At 44.4% G+C, this 15,652-nt stretch carries 17 protein-coding genes and 1 pseudogene; all 18 read right to left on the bottom strand.

Annotation, left to right across the window (positions count from 1 at the left end):
- Nucleotides 1–15: 15 nt before the first annotated feature.
- The 18 genes and pseudogenes from trmFO to LCY76_RS10260 all read right to left on the bottom strand — a co-directional run bounded on the left by trmFO (nucleotide 16) and on the right by LCY76_RS10260 (nucleotide 15,424).
- Nucleotides 16–1,320 carry an FADH(2)-oxidizing methylenetetrahydrofolate--tRNA-(uracil(54)-C(5))-methyltransferase TrmFO gene (trmFO, locus tag LCY76_RS10345; protein ID WP_248252573.1) on the bottom strand — a complete coding sequence of 435 codons (1,305 nt, stop codon included), beginning with the start codon at nucleotides 1,318–1,320 and terminating at the stop codon, nucleotides 16–18.
- An 18-nt stretch (nucleotides 1,321–1,338) separates the two neighbouring features.
- Nucleotides 1,339–3,414 carry a type I DNA topoisomerase gene (gene topA / locus LCY76_RS10340; protein WP_248252572.1) on the bottom strand — a complete coding sequence of 692 codons (2,076 nt, stop codon included), beginning with the start codon at nucleotides 3,412–3,414 and terminating at the stop codon, nucleotides 1,339–1,341.
- 135 nt (nucleotides 3,415–3,549) lie between these two features.
- The gene (dprA, locus tag LCY76_RS10335) at nucleotides 3,550–4,425 is read right to left on the bottom strand and encodes a DNA-processing protein DprA (RefSeq protein ID WP_248252571.1); all 876 of its coding nucleotides are present in this window, start codon (nucleotides 4,423–4,425) and stop codon (nucleotides 3,550–3,552) included.
- Nucleotides 4,426–4,487: 62 nt separating this feature from the next.
- Nucleotides 4,488–5,402: a succinate--CoA ligase subunit alpha gene (sucD, locus tag LCY76_RS10330; RefSeq protein ID WP_248252570.1), complete on the bottom strand. Its 915-nt coding sequence runs from the start codon at nucleotides 5,400–5,402 to the stop codon at nucleotides 4,488–4,490.
- 36 nt (nucleotides 5,403–5,438) lie between these two features.
- Entirely contained in the window at nucleotides 5,439–6,599 is a 1,161-nt protein-coding gene (gene sucC / locus LCY76_RS10325) for an ADP-forming succinate--CoA ligase subunit beta (RefSeq protein WP_062231727.1), read from the bottom strand.
- Nucleotides 6,600–6,801: 202 nt separating this feature from the next.
- Complete coding sequence (locus LCY76_RS10320; protein ID WP_248252569.1) at nucleotides 6,802–6,984, bottom strand: alpha/beta-type small acid-soluble spore protein; 183 nt, start codon at nucleotides 6,982–6,984, stop codon at nucleotides 6,802–6,804.
- Between the two features lie 58 nt (nucleotides 6,985–7,042).
- Entirely contained in the window at nucleotides 7,043–7,312 is a 270-nt protein-coding gene (locus LCY76_RS10315; RefSeq protein WP_248252568.1) for an EscU/YscU/HrcU family type III secretion system export apparatus switch protein, read from the bottom strand.
- A complete protein-coding gene (locus LCY76_RS10310) occupies nucleotides 7,309–8,859 on the bottom strand; it encodes a hypothetical protein (protein WP_248252567.1) in 1,551 nt (516 codons plus the stop codon). The genes LCY76_RS10315 and LCY76_RS10310 overlap by 4 nt, the downstream gene beginning before the upstream one ends.
- A gap of 19 nt (nucleotides 8,860–8,878) precedes the next feature.
- Nucleotides 8,879–9,658 (bottom strand): ribonuclease HII, encoded by a 780-nt coding sequence (locus tag LCY76_RS10305; RefSeq protein WP_248252566.1) that lies wholly within the window; start codon nucleotides 9,656–9,658, stop codon nucleotides 8,879–8,881.
- Between the two features lie 95 nt (nucleotides 9,659–9,753).
- The gene (gene ylqF, locus LCY76_RS10300) at nucleotides 9,754–10,614 is read right to left on the bottom strand and encodes a ribosome biogenesis GTPase YlqF (protein ID WP_248252565.1); all 861 of its coding nucleotides are present in this window, start codon (nucleotides 10,612–10,614) and stop codon (nucleotides 9,754–9,756) included.
- Nucleotides 10,615–10,622: 8 nt separating this feature from the next.
- Nucleotides 10,623–11,162 carry a signal peptidase I gene (gene lepB, locus LCY76_RS10295; RefSeq protein ID WP_053354514.1) on the bottom strand — a complete coding sequence of 180 codons (540 nt, stop codon included), beginning with the start codon at nucleotides 11,160–11,162 and terminating at the stop codon, nucleotides 10,623–10,625.
- A gap of 91 nt (nucleotides 11,163–11,253) precedes the next feature.
- Nucleotides 11,254–11,598: a 50S ribosomal protein L19 gene (rplS, locus tag LCY76_RS10290; RefSeq protein WP_007202524.1), complete on the bottom strand. Its 345-nt coding sequence runs from the start codon at nucleotides 11,596–11,598 to the stop codon at nucleotides 11,254–11,256.
- A gap of 129 nt (nucleotides 11,599–11,727) precedes the next feature.
- Nucleotides 11,728–12,465 (bottom strand): tRNA (guanosine(37)-N1)-methyltransferase TrmD, encoded by a 738-nt coding sequence (gene trmD / locus LCY76_RS10285; RefSeq protein ID WP_248252564.1) that lies wholly within the window; start codon nucleotides 12,463–12,465, stop codon nucleotides 11,728–11,730.
- A 1-nt stretch (nucleotide 12,466) separates the two neighbouring features.
- Nucleotides 12,467–12,985, bottom strand: a complete 519-nt coding sequence (gene rimM / locus LCY76_RS10280) for a ribosome maturation factor RimM (protein ID WP_248252563.1) — start codon at nucleotides 12,983–12,985, stop codon at nucleotides 12,467–12,469.
- A 156-nt stretch (nucleotides 12,986–13,141) separates the two neighbouring features.
- Nucleotides 13,142–13,369, bottom strand: a complete 228-nt coding sequence (locus LCY76_RS10275; RefSeq protein WP_053358276.1) for a KH domain-containing protein — start codon at nucleotides 13,367–13,369, stop codon at nucleotides 13,142–13,144.
- A 14-nt stretch (nucleotides 13,370–13,383) separates the two neighbouring features.
- Nucleotides 13,384–13,656 (bottom strand): 30S ribosomal protein S16, encoded by a 273-nt coding sequence (rpsP, locus tag LCY76_RS10270; protein ID WP_053354517.1) that lies wholly within the window; start codon nucleotides 13,654–13,656, stop codon nucleotides 13,384–13,386.
- 87 nt (nucleotides 13,657–13,743) lie between these two features.
- A pseudogene (ffh, locus tag LCY76_RS10265) lies at nucleotides 13,744–15,086 on the bottom strand (signal recognition particle protein).
- A gap of 14 nt (nucleotides 15,087–15,100) precedes the next feature.
- The gene (locus LCY76_RS10260; protein WP_248252562.1) at nucleotides 15,101–15,424 is read right to left on the bottom strand and encodes a putative DNA-binding protein; all 324 of its coding nucleotides are present in this window, start codon (nucleotides 15,422–15,424) and stop codon (nucleotides 15,101–15,103) included.
- Nucleotides 15,425–15,652: the final 228 nt, after the last annotated feature.

Here is a 15,652-nt window from a genome sequence, read left to right as displayed (position 1 = left end):
CAATGACAAGTAAGTTCACAATTTTGTTATAAAATTCTGAATTGTTTCCAGCGCTCGATCAGCTAATGCTTCATAACGCTCTTTCTTGTTTCTAATACGGGTTTCAAGAGGAGGAAGCAACCCGAAGTTCGCATTCATCGGCTGGAAGTTCTTCGCATTGGCCGTCGTAATGTAATGGGCCATGCTGCCGATTGCTGTTTCCTGAGGGAACTCCAGAAGCGCTTTATCTTCCATAAGCCTTGCCGCATTGATTCCGGCGATCAGCCCCGATGCTGCGCTTTCCACATAGCCTTCAACACCCGTCATCTGGCCTGCGAAAAAAAGATCCTTTCTGTCTTTAAACTGATAGGTCTTCTCTAAAAGTTTCGGGGAGTTGATAAATGTGTTTCTGTGCATCACACCATACCGGACGATCTCCGCTTTTTCAAGCCCGGGAATCAGCTGAATGACTTCTTTCTGCGGCCCCCATTTCAGATGCGTTTGAAAACCTACTATATTATAGAGTGTTCCTGCGCTGTTATCCTGTCTTAGCTGAACGACTGCATATGGCTGTTTGCCGGTTTTTGGATCCTCAAGCCCTACTGGCTTAAGCGGCCCGAACAGCATCGTTTTCTTGCCTCTGGAGCCCATGACTTCGATCGGCATGCAGCCTTCGAAGAAAATCTCCTTTTCAAACTCTTTTAAAGGCACCGTTTCAGCAGAGATCAACGCTTCATAGAAACGGTCAAATTCCTCTTCGGTCATCGGACAGTTTAAATAGGCAGCCTCACCTTTATCATAGCGGGATTTTAAATAGACTTTGTCCATATCGATGCTCTCAACATCGATGATCGGGGCTGCCGCATCATAAAAATACAAATAATCCTCGGATGTCAGTGTTCTTAATGACTCTGATAGTTCCTTTGATGTGAGCGGGCCTGTCGCGATCACAGTCGGCCCTTCAGGAATTGACGTTACTTCCTCTTCAAAAACCGTAACGTTAGGATGGTTCTTTACCCGATCTGTAACCATCGCAGCAAATTCGTGGCGGTCGACGGCAAGCGCCCCTCCCGCCGGCACCGAACAATCATCCGCTGAAGCAATGATCACCGAATCCAGCTTTCTCATCTCTTCTTTCAGCACTCCAACCGCATTGGTCAATGTATTGGAGCGAAGAGAGTTGCTGCAGACAAGCTCTGCAAACTTATCTGTATGGTGAGCAGGCGTCTGTTTCTTTGGCCTCATCTCATATAAGTGGACTTTAATTCCTCTTTTGGCGATCTGCCAGGCTGCTTCACTTCCCGCTAGTCCGGCGCCGATTACATTTACAAAATCGTTCATTCTGTGAAAAACTCCCCTTTAACCTTGCTCCTCAGTGTAATCACAAGAGATACACTGCACAACTTTTCCTTTTTTCGTCTTCTTTTCAACAAGAATTTTACTGCATTTCGGGCATGTTCGGCCGACAGGTTTATCCCATGAAACAAATTCACACTCTGGATACCTGCTGCAGCCGTAAAAGATTCTCCGCTTTTTGCTCTTACGTTCGACGATTGTTCCTTCATGGCATTCAGGGCACTCAACACCCGTGTCTTTTACAATTGGTTTTGTGTTCCGGCATTCCGGAAAATTGGAACAGGCCATAAACTTTCCATATCGCCCCATCTTAAAGACCATTTCGTGCCCGCACAATTCACAGTTCTCACCGGCAGGTTCGTCTTTGATCTCGACTTCCTTCATTTCCTCTTCTGCGACAACCAGCTGTTTTTCAAAGCTTTTATAAAACTCATCGATAACTTCGTTCCAATGCTTCTCGCCGTCTTCGATTTCATCGAGATCCGTTTCCATCTGAGCAGTGAATTCTACGTTAAACACTTCTGAAAAGAATTCAAGTGTCAGTTCAAGAACGACTTCTCCCAGCTCGGTCGGCTGAAACTTCTTGTCATCGAGCATAACGTAGCCTCGCTTTTGGATCGTATCCAATGTCGGGGCATACGTTGATGGGCGTCCTATGCCCAGCTCTTCCATTGTTCTGACGAGCCTGGCCTCACTGTACCTTGGAGGCGGCTGTGTAAAATGCTGAGTCGGTTCGATTTCCTGCTTTTGGGCCGTCTTGCCTTCTTCAAGATTCGGCAGTAAACGGTCTTCATCTTTCTTGCCGTCATCGTTTCCTTCAATATATACCTTCATGAAACCAGGAAATTTTACTTTTGATCCATTGGCACGGAAAATTACTCCCTGATTCTCGAGATCAACAGTCATGGTGTCCAAAACTGCTGAAGACATCTGGCTGGCAATAAAACGCTCCCAAATTAATCGGTATAACCGGAGCTGGTCACGGCTCAAATACTCTTTTAATTCTTTAGGATGTTTGGAAGCAGAAGATGGTCTGATCGCTTCATGGGCATCCTGTGTATTTTTGCCTTGTTTTTTCTCTGAGCGATTTCCCTGGTTAACATACTCCAGACCATATTCTTCTGTAATGAAAGTTTTCGCTTCCTCTTTTGCGAGATCTGAGATCCGGGTGGAATCCGTTCTCATATACGTGATTAGACCGACCGTGCCTTCTTTTCCGAGGTCGATTCCTTCATACAGCTGCTGTGCAAGCATCATCGTTTTCTTCGCTCTGAAGTTCAGTTTTCTTGCAGCTTCCTGCTGAAGGGAAGAAGTGATGAATGGCGGCGCGGGATTACGTTTTCTCTCCTTCTTCTGAACCGAAGCGATTGAAAAGGTATTTCCTTTGATCTTGCTTAAAACTTCCTTGACTTCCTCTTCATTCGATAACTCTTTCTTCTTGCCGTTGATTCCATAAAAATTGGCTTCAAATTCTTCTTTGCCATAGGAGAAAGCGGCTTTAATCTTCCAGTATTCTTCAGGAATAAATGCCTTGATCTCTTTTTCTCTCTCCACGATCAAACGAAGAGCTACGGTCTGTACCCGTCCGGCACTGAGGCCTTTTTTCACTTTCTTCCATAATAAAGGGCTGATCTTATAGCCTACAAGGCGGTCGAGTATACGGCGAGCCTGCTGGGCATCAACGAGATCCATGTTTATCTTTCTTGGGCGTTTAAACGAGTCTTTAATAGCATTCTTTGTAATCTCATTAAAAACAACCCGGCATTCAGAATCCAGATCAATATCCAGGCTGTGGGCAAGATGCCAGGCGATCGCTTCGCCTTCTCTGTCGGGGTCAGATGCGAGAAAAATCTTTTTTACTTTTTTGGCCGCTGTCTTCAACTCTTTTAAAACAGGACCTTTTCCCCTGATCGTTATATATTTTGGATTATAATTCTCACTAATTTCTACTCCCATTTGGCTTCGGGGCAGATCTCTAACATGGCCCATGGACGCCTTAACGATATATTTGCTTCCCAAATACTTCTTTATCGTTTTTGCTTTGGCGGGAGATTCAACGATTACTAAATACTCTTCCATTTTCAGTGCATCCCCCTTTAAGGGTTTAATCAAATCTTCCCTATTATTAAATAGACTCTCATCATTTGTCAAACGGTTTTCAATTATTGCCATTCAAATAAAGAGAAATAACAGGGACTAATACTTCATTCTGACCTAATATATCAAACTTAATTCACTTAAAATATCCTCAGCTTCCATTACAAGCTTGGCTCCCTGCTGTATCAGGCGGTTAGTGCCTGCCGCACATTCATCCAATATGGAACCTGGAACAGCAAATACTTCCCTTCCCTGTTCCATAGCTTGATCTGCTGTAATGAGAGAACCGCTTCTTTCCCGCGCCTCCACAACGAGAGTCCCACGGGTTAATCCGCTGATGATTCTGTTCCTTTGTGGAAACTGCCATTTTCTTGGCGGCAAATCATACGGATACTCAGATAAGAGAAGTCCTTTTCTTGTTATCCGTTGTGCCAAGTCTGTGTTGGCCTTGGGGTAAATATGGCCGATTCCTGACCCGAGTACTGCAATCGTACTGCCTGACTGCGTTAAAGTCAATTCATGGGCATGGGTATCGATTCCTGCAGCAAGCCCGCTTACCGTTACCCATCCTTTTTCCAGCAGGGGCATAAGCACTTTATTCAGGCTTTTTAATCCGCCCTCGGTGGGATTCCTGGTTCCTACTACACTAATAGCGAGAGGAGCTGACAGCGCCTCTGTGTTCCCTTTGCTGTACAACACCCAGGGCGAATCAAAAATATGGCGGAGAGGAAGCGGGTAATGACTATCAAAATATGTATGTATTTTTATATTATGCTTTCGGTATGTTTGTTCAATGGAGCGGTAAGACAGCTTCCGGATATCTTCTAAAAAATCATTACTGCTCTGATGACTCATACGGAACCGTTCTATAAGCTCTTTCTTGCTCAATTGAAAAACAGCTTTTAACTCCGGGTCGAATGCTAAGAATGACTGGATGGCTTTCCACCCTGCTCCGCGGCAATGATGAAGAAGAATTAACCGTTCTCTGTCCATAGTCTCCTCCAATAAAACCAAAATTTTTTTAAAAAAAGCTCCCAAAAACGGGAGCTTTATGCTTATACATTCGCTTTATGAGTTGTGCAGCGGTCAAGAAGCCCTTTTTCCTTAAGTGCAGAAACAAGTGTTTCTCCCATAACTGAAGGAGTTTCAGCGACTTTAATTCCGCATTCCTGCATGGTTTTGATTTTTTCGGCAGCAGTACCTTTACCGCCGGAAATGATCGCACCGGCATGGCCCATACGTTTTCCTGGAGGCGCTGTTTGTCCGCCGATGAAACCGACAACAGGTTTTTTCATGTTGGCTTTTACCCATTCAGCAGCTTCTTCTTCAGCTGTTCCGCCGATTTCACCGATCATGATGACAGCATAAGTATCTTCGTCTTCATTAAATGCTTTTAGCACATCAATGAAATCTGTTCCATTAACCGGGTCTCCGCCGATTCCTACTGCTGTAGATTGGCCGATTCCTCGCTGTGTAAGCTGGTGAACCGCTTCATAAGTCAATGTTCCGGAACGGGATACAACCCCAACGTGCCCTTTTGTATGAATGTATCCAGGCATGATACCGATCTTGCACTCATCTGGAGTGATAACACCCGGGCAGTTAGGACCGACAAGACGAGTTTTCTTGCCTTCCATGTAACGTTTTACGTTAACCATGTCCATAACAGGAATTCCTTCTGTAATACAGATAGCAAGATCAAGTTCTGCGTCAACTGCTTCCACGATGGAATCAGCGGCAAATGCAGGCGGAACATAAATGACAGAAGCTGTAGCACCTGTTGCTCTAACTGCCTCTTCAACTGTATTGAAAACAGGAAGGCCTTCTACTTCCGTACCGCCTTTACCCGGTGTAACACCGCCGACAATTTTCGTGCCATATTCAAGCATCTGCTGTGTGTGGAACAGGCCTACAGATCCTGTAATCCCTTGCACGATGACCTTTGTGTCTTTATTGATAAAAATACTCATCTATTTTCTCCACCCTTCTACCTTATTTCGGGGAATTTATTTTACTAAAGAAACGATTTTCTCAGCACCGTCTGCCATGGAATCTGCAGAAGTAATGTTCAATCCAGATTCATTAAGGATTTTCTTGCCAAGCTCTACGTTCGTACCTTCTAAACGGACAACCAGCGGCAGGTTTAACCCTACTTGTTTTGTAGCTTCAACTACTCCGTTTGCGATAACGTCACATTTCATAATTCCGCCGAAAATGTTAACGAAAATCCCTTTAACTTTTTCATCAGAAAGGATAATTTTAAATGCTTCTGTTACTTTTTCAGCAGTTGCACCGCCGCCTACATCAAGGAAGTTGGCAGGGTCTCCGCTGTAGTGTTTGATGATGTCCATCGTTGCCATAGCAAGACCAGCGCCATTAACCATACATCCGATATTTCCATCAAGGGAGATGTAGCTCAAGTCATATTTGGAAGCTTCGATCTCTTTTGCATCTTCTTCTTCAAGATCGCGGTACTCAAGAATATCCTTTTGGCGGTAAAGCGCATTTGAATCGAAGTTTAACTTCGCATCAAGTGCCATTACGTTGCCGTCACCTGTTACTACAAGCGGGTTGATTTCTGCGATAGAGCAGTCTTTTTCAACGAAAGCTTTATAAAGTCCCATCATGAACTTTGCCGCTTTGTTCACAAGCTCTTTCGGGATGTTGATGTTGAATGCTAAGCGGCGAGCCTGGAATGCTTGAAGCCCGATCGCTGGGTCGATGACTTCTTTGAAGATTTTCTCAGGCGTCTTTTCAGCCACCTCTTCAATTTCAGTACCGCCTTCTTCAGATCCCATCATGACAACGCTTGATGTTGCGCGGTCAAGCACAAGGCCGATGTAATATTCTTTCTTGATGTCGCAGCCTTCTTCGATAAGCAAACGCTTAACTTCTTTGCCTTCAGGGCCTGTTTGATGAGTGACAAGCACTTTCCCCAAAATTTCATCCGCATATGTACGAACTTCATCAAGGTTTTTAGCCACTTTAACACCGCCGGCTTTTCCTCGTCCGCCAGCATGGATTTGAGCTTTAACAACAGTAACAGCGCTTCCTAATTCTTTTGCAGCTTCAACTGCTTCTTCTACGGAATACGCTACTTTACCGTTAGGAACAGCCACACCGTACTTTCTTAGTACCTCTTTACCTTGATACTCGTGGATATTCATTCTCCATCCTCCTATCATGTTCAAAACTAAACTACCGATACCATTTTATATAATAGAAGCCGAACTGTCTACCATTCTACAGAATTATTGCAAACGCATTCACCTAATTTCGACATTTTTTCATATTAAAAGTTACACAATATGTAATAAAATAGGGGATGCATCGCCTCTTACTGCTTCTAAATGCAAAACAAAAAGCAGGTTATTTACCCCTGCTTTTTATTTCTTTCCTGCCGTTCGATTTTTCTTTTTTTCTGTCTGCCTTTTTTTCCGTAAAATCCCGTTCTGCAGCGGGACGGTAGATCCCGAATTCCTCGCCGATCTCTTCCCTGTACTGATTGAGCATCGAGTCGACACCAGGAACAAGCAGCTTTCTTCTTGGCATGATGGACGCCTCCTTTTGAGTATAAGATGCCCAATCACATTAAAAATATCGTCTCCTGTCAACGCTGTCCCTGATCCACTTGGTAGATGAACGCAAATACTTCTGCGACCACTTCGTAGAGTTCTTGCGGGATTTTTTCATTGATCTCCAGCTGTGAGAGGAGTGCCACAAGGGAGGGATCCTTCTGGATGGGAATATTGTATTCCTGGGCCAACGATAAAATTTTTTCTGCCGTTTTTCCCGTTCCTTTTGCTGTCAGCTTAGGCGCTGCCATATTCTCATGATAGGAAAGGGCAGCGGCACGAGGAAGTGTTTTCTCATTATTCATATTCGCAGATCAACTCCATTCATAGGCTCAGGAGCTCTTTTAGCCAGTGCTGGCCGCTTCTGTCCTCCGCCCATCATCATAACCCCTGATAAGTGGTAATCGATTTGTTTGAGAGACTCCCGAAGCATCTCGATACGGTCCTGAGGTATCTTGTTGGCATTCTCCTGGCCGTTCCATATCTGCAGGGAGAGAATGCGGTTCTGAATCGTTACTCCTATTGTTGTTTCTTTCATTTTTTCAAGCTGTAAAATAAAGAGGATTCGGCAAAAATCACTGTCGATTTCACCAGTTTCTGTTGTTTTCCCTTCCCATCTCACGGTAAGGTCAGCGGCCTGTATGCCGAGCATCATCGGAATCTGAAGCAGGACTTGTTGAACGTTCTCCTGGCTTTGGAGCATGGTCAGCTGAAGCCCGGTTATCTTATGCAGGACCTTTTCAGCCTGTGTTTTGAACGCTGCTGTCATCGTCTCGTTACTCTCAAGCACTTGAAGAAGGAGTGACTTTACACTTTTGTTCACTGCTTCTTCCTGAGACTGTAAGGATTGCAACCTTGCTTCATGAAACAGGCCAAGATGGTCAACCTGCTTCTTAATGGCTGCCGGCAGCCTATCTTTGCTGTGGTCGGATAAAAGTAAGGATTGAACGAAAGCACGATCTTCTTCAGGAAGATCAGGCAAAAGCTTCAAAAGCTGAGTCATCGCTTGTTCCCGGCTTACACCCTGCTTTGAGAAAAATTTCTCCATCTCAAGGTTGGCTGCTGTTCCGTTTCCTTTTGACATGATGCCGGCTTTGATTTCTTTCAATGTCGTGGCAGGATCCAGCCATCCGGCTTTTTTTAATATATATTCTAGCTGCCCGGCTATTTTTGGCTGTTCATCGCTTACTAAGGCATTAAGAATCGCTGCTGCCGGCTCTTCCAGTGATAAAGCCACAGAACCTTTTAATACACCGTTTAACGCTTGCTTCAGCTCGTTTAACAGTCCGGCAGGTTCGTGATTATCGATCGTATTCAGGAGCCTCAACAGCTCTGTCCGCAGCGGGCCTGTTTTTTCATAAGCTTCCATGACCCTGAACGCACCTTCTGTCAATGGAATATCTCGCTTCATCATCTGTTGAAGAATTTCTGCTGTTTTCGGTTCATTGTTCTGTGAAATTCGAAACAAATCCGCAACTGTTGCCAGCTGTTCTTTTGCAGCAGGCAGTTTGGAAGTCAGCAAAAACTGAGCTGCCATCCTTGCTGCAGGATCTTTAGGAAATCCAAGCTGTGCTGCCACAAATTCTGCAGAATTCTTTTTACCGACTTTTATGGCTTCCAGTTTCTTTAACGCCAGGGGTTCGGTTTGACTGACTTCAAACCAATAGCTTTCTCCTGCTTGAAGGGCGGTTTCCAGCAGAGCTGTCCTAACCTCCCCCTGCAGAGACAATTTCGCCACGTTCCCTGGAAATATTTCCAATATTTTTGCTGCCGTCAGCTGTCCTTGCACCAATGCTGATCTGTTTTTGAAGGTTCCAAGCAGGGAAAGGAGCTCCCCGTTTTCTACTCTCATAAACTGCTCCTCCTTAAGCTTAAAGCAGTGAACCTTGCTGTACAGGGGAAAAGGATCGGCGGTGTTCCTCAACAGGACCGAATCTTTCCAATGCTTCAAGGTGCTCCTTCGTGCCATAGCCCATGTTTTTATTAAATTGATATTGAGGGTGGTTCCTATGCAGCTTCTTCATATACCGGTCTCTAGTCACCTTTGCAATGATGGATGCGGCCGCAATAGATACACTTTTTGCGTCCCCTTTAATGATTTTGGACTGGGTAACAGCAAGCGGAAGTTCCATCGCATCAATCAGCAGATGATCAGGCTGCTCCTTCAGAGCTCCGACTGCTTTTACCATCGCTTTCTTGGAAGCTTGATAGATATTAATTTCATCAATTTCATGTGCGGTCACCAGACCGATGCCGATCGAAACCGCGTTTTTCATGATTTCTTCAAATAATTCTTCACGCCGCGATTCACTGAGCTTTTTTGAATCATTCAATCCTGGTATGTATGTGCCAGGTTTTAAAATGGCTGCAGCTGCAATCACAGGGCCTGCAAGAGGGCCTCTCCCCACTTCATCAACCCCTGCGATTACATGCTTTCCTTTACTGGTCCACTCCTTCTCGAACACCATCATCTGTTCATAATGAACCTTGAGCAGCCGGGCAGATTCCAGTGCTTTTTCATGTCTCAAAATGATTTTCTTAACTCCAGAACGTTCATCACTCTGAAGTTCATCTATAAAAGCATCAAGCTCATTTTTTTCTTCTTTAAGTCTATGGATTCTTTCTTCAATTTCCTTGATCGTAAGTTTCATCGTCAACCTTCGCTTTCTATGTATATCGGCCATCATGAATTAATCATTTAGCAGTTCTGGTATATTATAAAGAAAATAGGCACGCTTGTGCGTGCCTACTGGATAAAATCTTTTGGTCTTTCATACGACAATCTGCCTAATTTTTCAGAACGGATGTCGCGCAGCACGATTTCTGCTGTCTTCTCATAATCGATATAGCCGCCGCTCATCAAACAACCGCGTTTTTTTCCAATCTCATCAAAAAGGACGATCGGGTCTTCTGGAATTGACTCAAGATTGTATCGATCCTGCAGCCGGGCAGGGTAGTGAACCTTAAAATACTTAAGCGCAAACAGAACAATCTCCGAAAAATCAAGAAGCGTTTCTTTGATGGCTCCTGTTACAGCCAGCTTCAGCCCAATGGATGGATCTTCAAATTTCGGCCAAAGAATACCTGGTGTATCAAGCAATTCCAGTGCTGTACCCACTTTAATCCATTGCTGTTTTTTTGTGACACCCGGTTTATCACCAGTAACCGCAATGTTTTTTCCTGCCATCCGGTTGATGAGCGTGGATTTTCCAACATTGGGAATTCCAAGGATCAACGCCCGGACAGCTCTTGGCTTAACGATGCCTTTGGCTCTCATCTTATCGAATTTTTCTTTGACCAGTTCTTTTGCTTTTGTCTCTATACGATTAATGCCCTGGCCCGTTTTAGAATTAATCACAAGAACAGGGAGGCCTTTCTGCTCGAAATAGTCCGACCAAAGTTTTGTAACCTCCGGATCCGCCATATCCGCTTTGTTTAAAAGAAGCAGCCGCGGCTTTCCGGCTGTAATCTCGTCAATCATCGGATTGCGGGAGGCAAGGGGCACTCTTGCATCTACCAATTCAAAAACAACATCGATCAGTTTAAGTTTTTCTGTAATTTCTCGCCTGGCTTTTGCCATATGGCCAGGAAACCATTGGATGGTCATTCCTTCACCTACTTTACTACACCTATATCATTAATCGGCCAGAATTTCACGCTGGCTTTGCCGATAATATCATCCATGTCTACAGTGCCGATATTCCGGCTGTCACTGCTGTGCCTTCTGTTATCTCCAAGCACAAAAACTTTCCCCTTGGGAACAGTCTGTTTTCCTGTCACTTCATACAAAGTGAAATCATAGGTTAAGTTTCCATCTTTCGTCTGTTTCTTATACGGATCCAAATATTTTTCCTTTAGGGGTTTGCCGTTTACATACAGAGTATCGTTCTTGTATTCAATCTTGTCACCCGGAAGGCCAATGACCCGTTTAATGTAATCCTTCGTTTCTGTCGCCTTGAACACGACGATATCAAATCGTTCCGGTTTATCCATTTTATTAACAACAAGCCGATCCCTGTTGTGCAAGGTAGGCATCATGGACTCGCCATCAACCACGATCGGAGCGAATAAAAAGTAACGAATTGCTCCGGCGAGAATCAAGGCCACTGCCAATGCTTTTAACCATTCCCAAGATTCTTTTTTCTGACGTGCCATACTTCAGCCTCACATTCAACTTAATTTTTTTCACATTATTTTAAATATGTAAAAAGGAGCTTGAGATGAGTCAAGCTCCTTTTGTGTGTAATTAGCGAATCTCTTTAATACGCGCTGCTTTACCGCGAAGTGCACGCAAGTAGTAAAGCTTAGCACGACGAACTTTACCGCGTCGAACGACTTCAAGGTTCGCGATTTTAGGTGAATGTAAAGGGAATACACGCTCTACACCAACACCGTAAGAAATCTTACGAACAGTGAATGTTTCGCTGATTCCAGTTCCGCGCTTTTTGATTACAACGCCTTCGAAAAGCTGAATACGTTCGCGAGTTCCCTCGACAACTTTAACGTGTACACGAACAGTATCACCAGAACGGAACTTAGGAAGATCCGATTTTAGTTGCTCTTTAGCAAGCTCTGCAATAATCTGTTGCATAGTTATTGCCTCCTTCCGACAGATGTTCTTGCCTCGTTTTCTTCAGCAGCGGAACACCTTAATACTGGCCTAAGCCACGAGATTTATCTTACCATAGGAGAGAGACAGAGGCAAGTAGTTCCATAAAATTTAGTCCTCTTTTTTAACCTCTTCAAGCCATTTTTTCTCTTGAGGGGTTAAGTCCATTCCTTCTAACAGATCAGGCCTTCTTCTCCACGTGCGTCTTAACGACTCTTTAACACGCCATTCTTCAATGTTTTTATGATTCCCTGACAATAAGACCTCTGGCACCTTCATCCCCCTGAAATCTGCGGGTCTCGTATATTGGGGATGCTCGAGCATTCCGCTGCTGAACGAGTCCTTTACCGGTGACTCTTCATTGCCGAGAGCACCAGGGAGAAGCCTCGTCACACTATCGATAACGACCATCGCGCCAAGTTCACCGCCAGTGAGAACAAAATCGCCGATCGAGATCTCATCTGTCACTAAATTTTCCCGGATGCGTTCATCATATCCTTCATAGTGTCCGCAGACAAAAATCAAGTGCGATTCTTTGGAAAGCTCCTCCGCTTTTCGCTGGCTGTAGCGCTCCCCCTGCGGACAGAGAAGGATGACCCTCGGCTGCTGAGTCTCATTCTCCCGCTTCAAGGCTTCTACAGCGTCAAACAGAGGCTGGGGTGTCAGGACCATGCCTGCTCCGCCGCCATAGGGGTAATCATCAACACGCCGGTGTTTGTTTTCTGTATACTCTCTAAAATCGGTCACATGATACTGGACGAGACCCTTTTCCTGTGACTTTTTGAGGATAGATGAACCGAATACACCGGTAAACATCTCAGGAAACAGCGATAAGACATCAATCTTCATGTTAAATCAGACCATCCATCATATGAATCGTGATTTGTTTATTTTCGATATCAACCTTTTTTACAACTGGAGGAATGTAAGGAACCAGGATATCAGGCCCGAAGTTTTTCCGTTTCACGACCCATACGTCATTTGCTCCCGGAGAGAGAATTTCTTTTACCTTTCCAAGTTCTTCGCCTTCTTCGGTCATCACCGTGCATCCGATGATATCATGATAGAAGAATTCCCCCTCATCAAGTTCAACGGAATCGTCCGCAGGCGTTTTCAGGAGATGTCCTTTATACTTTTCAACGTCGTTAATGTTCGGATGTTCTTCAAACTGCAAAAGGTCGAACTGTTTGTGGACCCTGTGTGCGGCTATGACAACCGGTACCAGGCTGCTCCCGTCTCCGAAATCCACATAAAGTGTGTTTCCTATTTTATATCGTTCTTCAGGAAAATCCGTGCGGGAGATCACCCGAACTTCCCCCCGTATACCATGTGTATTAACGATTTTTCCTACGTTTAACCATTTCGACATATGTATCCACCCTTGTGCCCGTTTCTTATATTCAGTGTGGGCTGAATGATTAGAATCTATAATCAAAAATCATTTAAAAGTGCAAAAAAGGGCTGAGGCTGCCCTCATCCCTTTTCAAGCTTAAAGAAGTAACTTTGCCGCCGAATTCAAATCCGGCTATACGATTTCTAGTGAAATACGTTTGTTCTGGCTTGTTCCAGCAGCATTGACAACAGTACGGATCGCTTTCGCCACCCGGCCTTGTTTGCCGATCACCTTGCCCATATCTGAGCTGTGCACGGTTAATTGATAAACAAGCTTTTCGCCGTCAGCTACCTCTTTTACGCTGACTTCTTCTGGATGATCAACAAGAGCCTTAACAATCGTCTCGATTAACTCTGTCATCATATCATCACCCATTATTTTTGTAGTTTAGCGTTATGAAACTTTTCCATGATTCCTGCGTTAGAGAAAAGGTTACGTACAGTGTCTGAAGGCTTCGCGCCGTCAAGCATCCATTTAAGAGCCTGCTCTTCGTTGATTTTAACTTCTGCAGGATTAACAACTGGATTGTAAGTACCAATCTCTTCGATAAAGCGACCATCACGCGGTGCGCGAGAATCTGCTACTACTACCCGATAAAATGGAGCTTTCTTTTGCCCCATGCGTTTTAAACGAATTTTTACTGCCATTGTAAAAATACACCTCCGAAAATTGTTCACACAAATCAATATAATATAATAAATTCCCAGCTTTGTAAACCAGAAAATTCATCCATTTTACATAAACGGAAATTTCATTCCGCCTTTTTTCTTGCCCTTCATCATACCGGACATTTGTTTCATCATCTTCTTCATATCGTCGAACTGCTTGATGAGGCGGTTTACTTCCTGTACGGTCCGTCCGCTCCCTTTCGCAATCCTTTTTCTTCTTGAAGCGTTGATGATCTCCGGCTGTTCTCTTTCGAGTTTGGTCATCGATCGAATGATAGCTTCGACATGGCCAATCTGTTTCTCATCTATGGAGACATTTTTCAAGCCCTTCATCTTGTTCGCGCCCGGCATCATGCTAAGCAGCTCATCAAGAGGGCCGAGGTTTCTGACCTGCCCCATCTGATCAAGGAAATCATCGAAAGTAAAAGACATGTCCCGCATCTTCTTTTGCAGTTCTTTTGCCTTTTCTTCGTCAACGTTCGTCTGTGCTTTTTCAATAAGTGTCAGCACATCACCCATTCCAAGAATCCTGGAGGACATTCTGTCTGGATGGAACGGTTCTAGCGCATCCATCTTCTCTCCCATACCGACAAACTTAATCGGGAGATCTGTCACTGCTTTAATGGAAAGTGCAGCACCGCCGCGAGTATCTCCATCAAGCTTGGTCAGTACGACACCCGTTAATCCAAGCTGCTCATTAAAGCTCTCGGCAACATTAACGGCGTCTTGCCCGGTCATGGCATCAACCACAAGGAAAATTTCATTGGGATTTGCCAGTTCTTTGACCTTTTGAAGCTCATCCATCAGTTCTTCATCAATGTGAAGGCGTCCTGCCGTATCGATGAGAACATAATCATGATGCTCTTCCTTTGCCTTAGCCAGTGCCTGTTTCGTGATCTCAACCGGGCTCACTTTGTCCCCATTGAGAAAACAGGAAGACTCAGCTGTTTGCCAAGTGTTTCGATCTGCTGAATCGCTGCAGGACGATAAATATCGGCAGCCACCAGGAGAGGATTGCGGTTATGCTTCTTGCGAAGATGATTTGCAAGCTTCCCGGTTGTCGTCGTTTTACCTGCCCCTTGCAGCCCGACCATCATAATGACGGTTGGCGGCCGGTTGTTGACAGCGATCTTGCTTTGTTCTCCGCCCAATAGAGCAGTAAGCTCTTCGTGAACGACTTTAACAACCTGCTGGCCTGGAGTAAGGCTCTTCAGCACTTCCTGACCTATGGAACGTTCTGTCACTCGCTTGATAAAATTTTTTACTACCCGGAAGTTAACATCGGCTTCCAATAGTGCAAGCCTGACTTCACGCATCATTTCTTTTACATCCGCTTCTGTTACCTTACCCTTGCCCCGGATTTTCTGCAAGGTGTTTTGAAGCCGGTCGGCTAATCCTTCAAATGCCATCGTATTGTCGCCTCCTATTCCATGTTTTCAAGGCGATCAATGATCTCAAGAACTTTATCAGACGAATTTCCGAGCAGTTCTTTTAATCTGGAAAGTAACTGATCGCGTTCCTGAAATTTCGCAAATAAACCGAGTTTTTCCTCGTATTCTTCAAGCATCGCCTCGGTCCGTTTTATATTATCATAAACGGCCTGGCGGCTTACATTATATTGTTCAGCGATTTCTCCAAGGGAAAAGTCATCCAGATAATAAAAAGCCATGTAATTCTTTTGCTTCGGTGTCAGCAAGGACTGATAAAAGTCATAAAGATAATTAATTCTCGTCGTCTTATCCAGCATTCCAACACCCCTTGTTAAGTGAAAAGCCTTTACGTTAAATTATAGTACACTGTCGAAGAAACAATGTCAAGATTTTTTCTTGTCAATCTCAAAAATCCAGGTAAGCACTTCCAAATAAAAAAGAAGGTTCTTTTCTAAAAGAGTGTTGCTTTGAGAACATTTTTTATATAAAGCCTTCATTGATAAGTTGGTTGGAGTGAAAGGTGCGAGACTCCTCGAAAATGAATT

Source organism: Fictibacillus marinisediminis (assembly GCF_023149135.1).
In the GTDB taxonomy this organism is placed as follows: domain Bacteria; phylum Bacillota; class Bacilli; order Bacillales; family Fictibacillaceae; genus Fictibacillus_C; species Fictibacillus_C marinisediminis.
This window is presented reverse-complemented; position numbering and strand designations above follow the sequence as displayed.

What these genes read in the sequence shown, in the direction of transcription:
- trmFO (WP_248252573.1), bottom strand. Translation starts at nt 1,320, where the DNA reads ATGAACGATTTTGTAAATGTAATCGGCGCCGGACTAGCGGGAAGTGAA.
- LCY76_RS10260 (WP_248252562.1), bottom strand. Translation starts at nt 15,424, where the DNA reads ATGCTGGATAAGACGACGAGAATTAATTATCTTTATGACTTTTATCAG.
- rpsP (WP_053354517.1), bottom strand. Translation starts at nt 13,656, where the DNA reads ATGGCAGTAAAAATTCGTTTAAAACGCATGGGGCAAAAGAAAGCTCCA.
- ylqF (WP_248252565.1), bottom strand. Translation starts at nt 10,614, where the DNA reads ATGACCATCCAATGGTTTCCTGGCCATATGGCAAAAGCCAGGCGAGAA.
- LCY76_RS10275 (WP_053358276.1), bottom strand. Translation starts at nt 13,369, where the DNA reads ATGACAGAGTTAATCGAGACGATTGTTAAGGCTCTTGTTGATCATCCA.
- LCY76_RS10315 (WP_248252568.1), bottom strand. Translation starts at nt 7,312, where the DNA reads ATGAATAATGAGAAAACACTTCCTCGTGCCGCTGCCCTTTCCTATCAT.
- rplS (WP_007202524.1), bottom strand. Translation starts at nt 11,598, where the DNA reads ATGCAACAGATTATTGCAGAGCTTGCTAAAGAGCAACTAAAATCGGAT.
- lepB (WP_053354514.1), bottom strand. Translation starts at nt 11,162, where the DNA reads ATGGCACGTCAGAAAAAAGAATCTTGGGAATGGTTAAAAGCATTGGCA.
- LCY76_RS10305 (WP_248252566.1), bottom strand. Translation starts at nt 9,658, where the DNA reads ATGAAACTTACGATCAAGGAAATTGAAGAAAGAATCCATAGACTTAAA.
- trmD (WP_248252564.1), bottom strand. Translation starts at nt 12,465, where the DNA reads ATGAAGATTGATGTCTTATCGCTGTTTCCTGAGATGTTTACCGGTGTA.
- rimM (WP_248252563.1), bottom strand. Translation starts at nt 12,985, where the DNA reads ATGTCGAAATGGTTAAACGTAGGAAAAATCGTTAATACACATGGTATA.
- topA (WP_248252572.1), bottom strand. Translation starts at nt 3,414, where the DNA reads ATGGAAGAGTATTTAGTAATCGTTGAATCTCCCGCCAAAGCAAAAACG.
- dprA (WP_248252571.1), bottom strand. Translation starts at nt 4,425, where the DNA reads ATGGACAGAGAACGGTTAATTCTTCTTCATCATTGCCGCGGAGCAGGG.
- LCY76_RS10320 (WP_248252569.1), bottom strand. Translation starts at nt 6,984, where the DNA reads ATGCCAAGAAGAAAGCTGCTTGTTCCTGGTGTCGACTCGATGCTCAAT.
- sucD (WP_248252570.1), bottom strand. Translation starts at nt 5,402, where the DNA reads ATGAGTATTTTTATCAATAAAGACACAAAGGTCATCGTGCAAGGGATT.
- LCY76_RS10310 (WP_248252567.1), bottom strand. Translation starts at nt 8,859, where the DNA reads ATGAGAGTAGAAAACGGGGAGCTCCTTTCCCTGCTTGGAACCTTCAAA.
- sucC (WP_062231727.1), bottom strand. Translation starts at nt 6,599, where the DNA reads ATGAATATCCACGAGTATCAAGGTAAAGAGGTACTAAGAAAGTACGGT.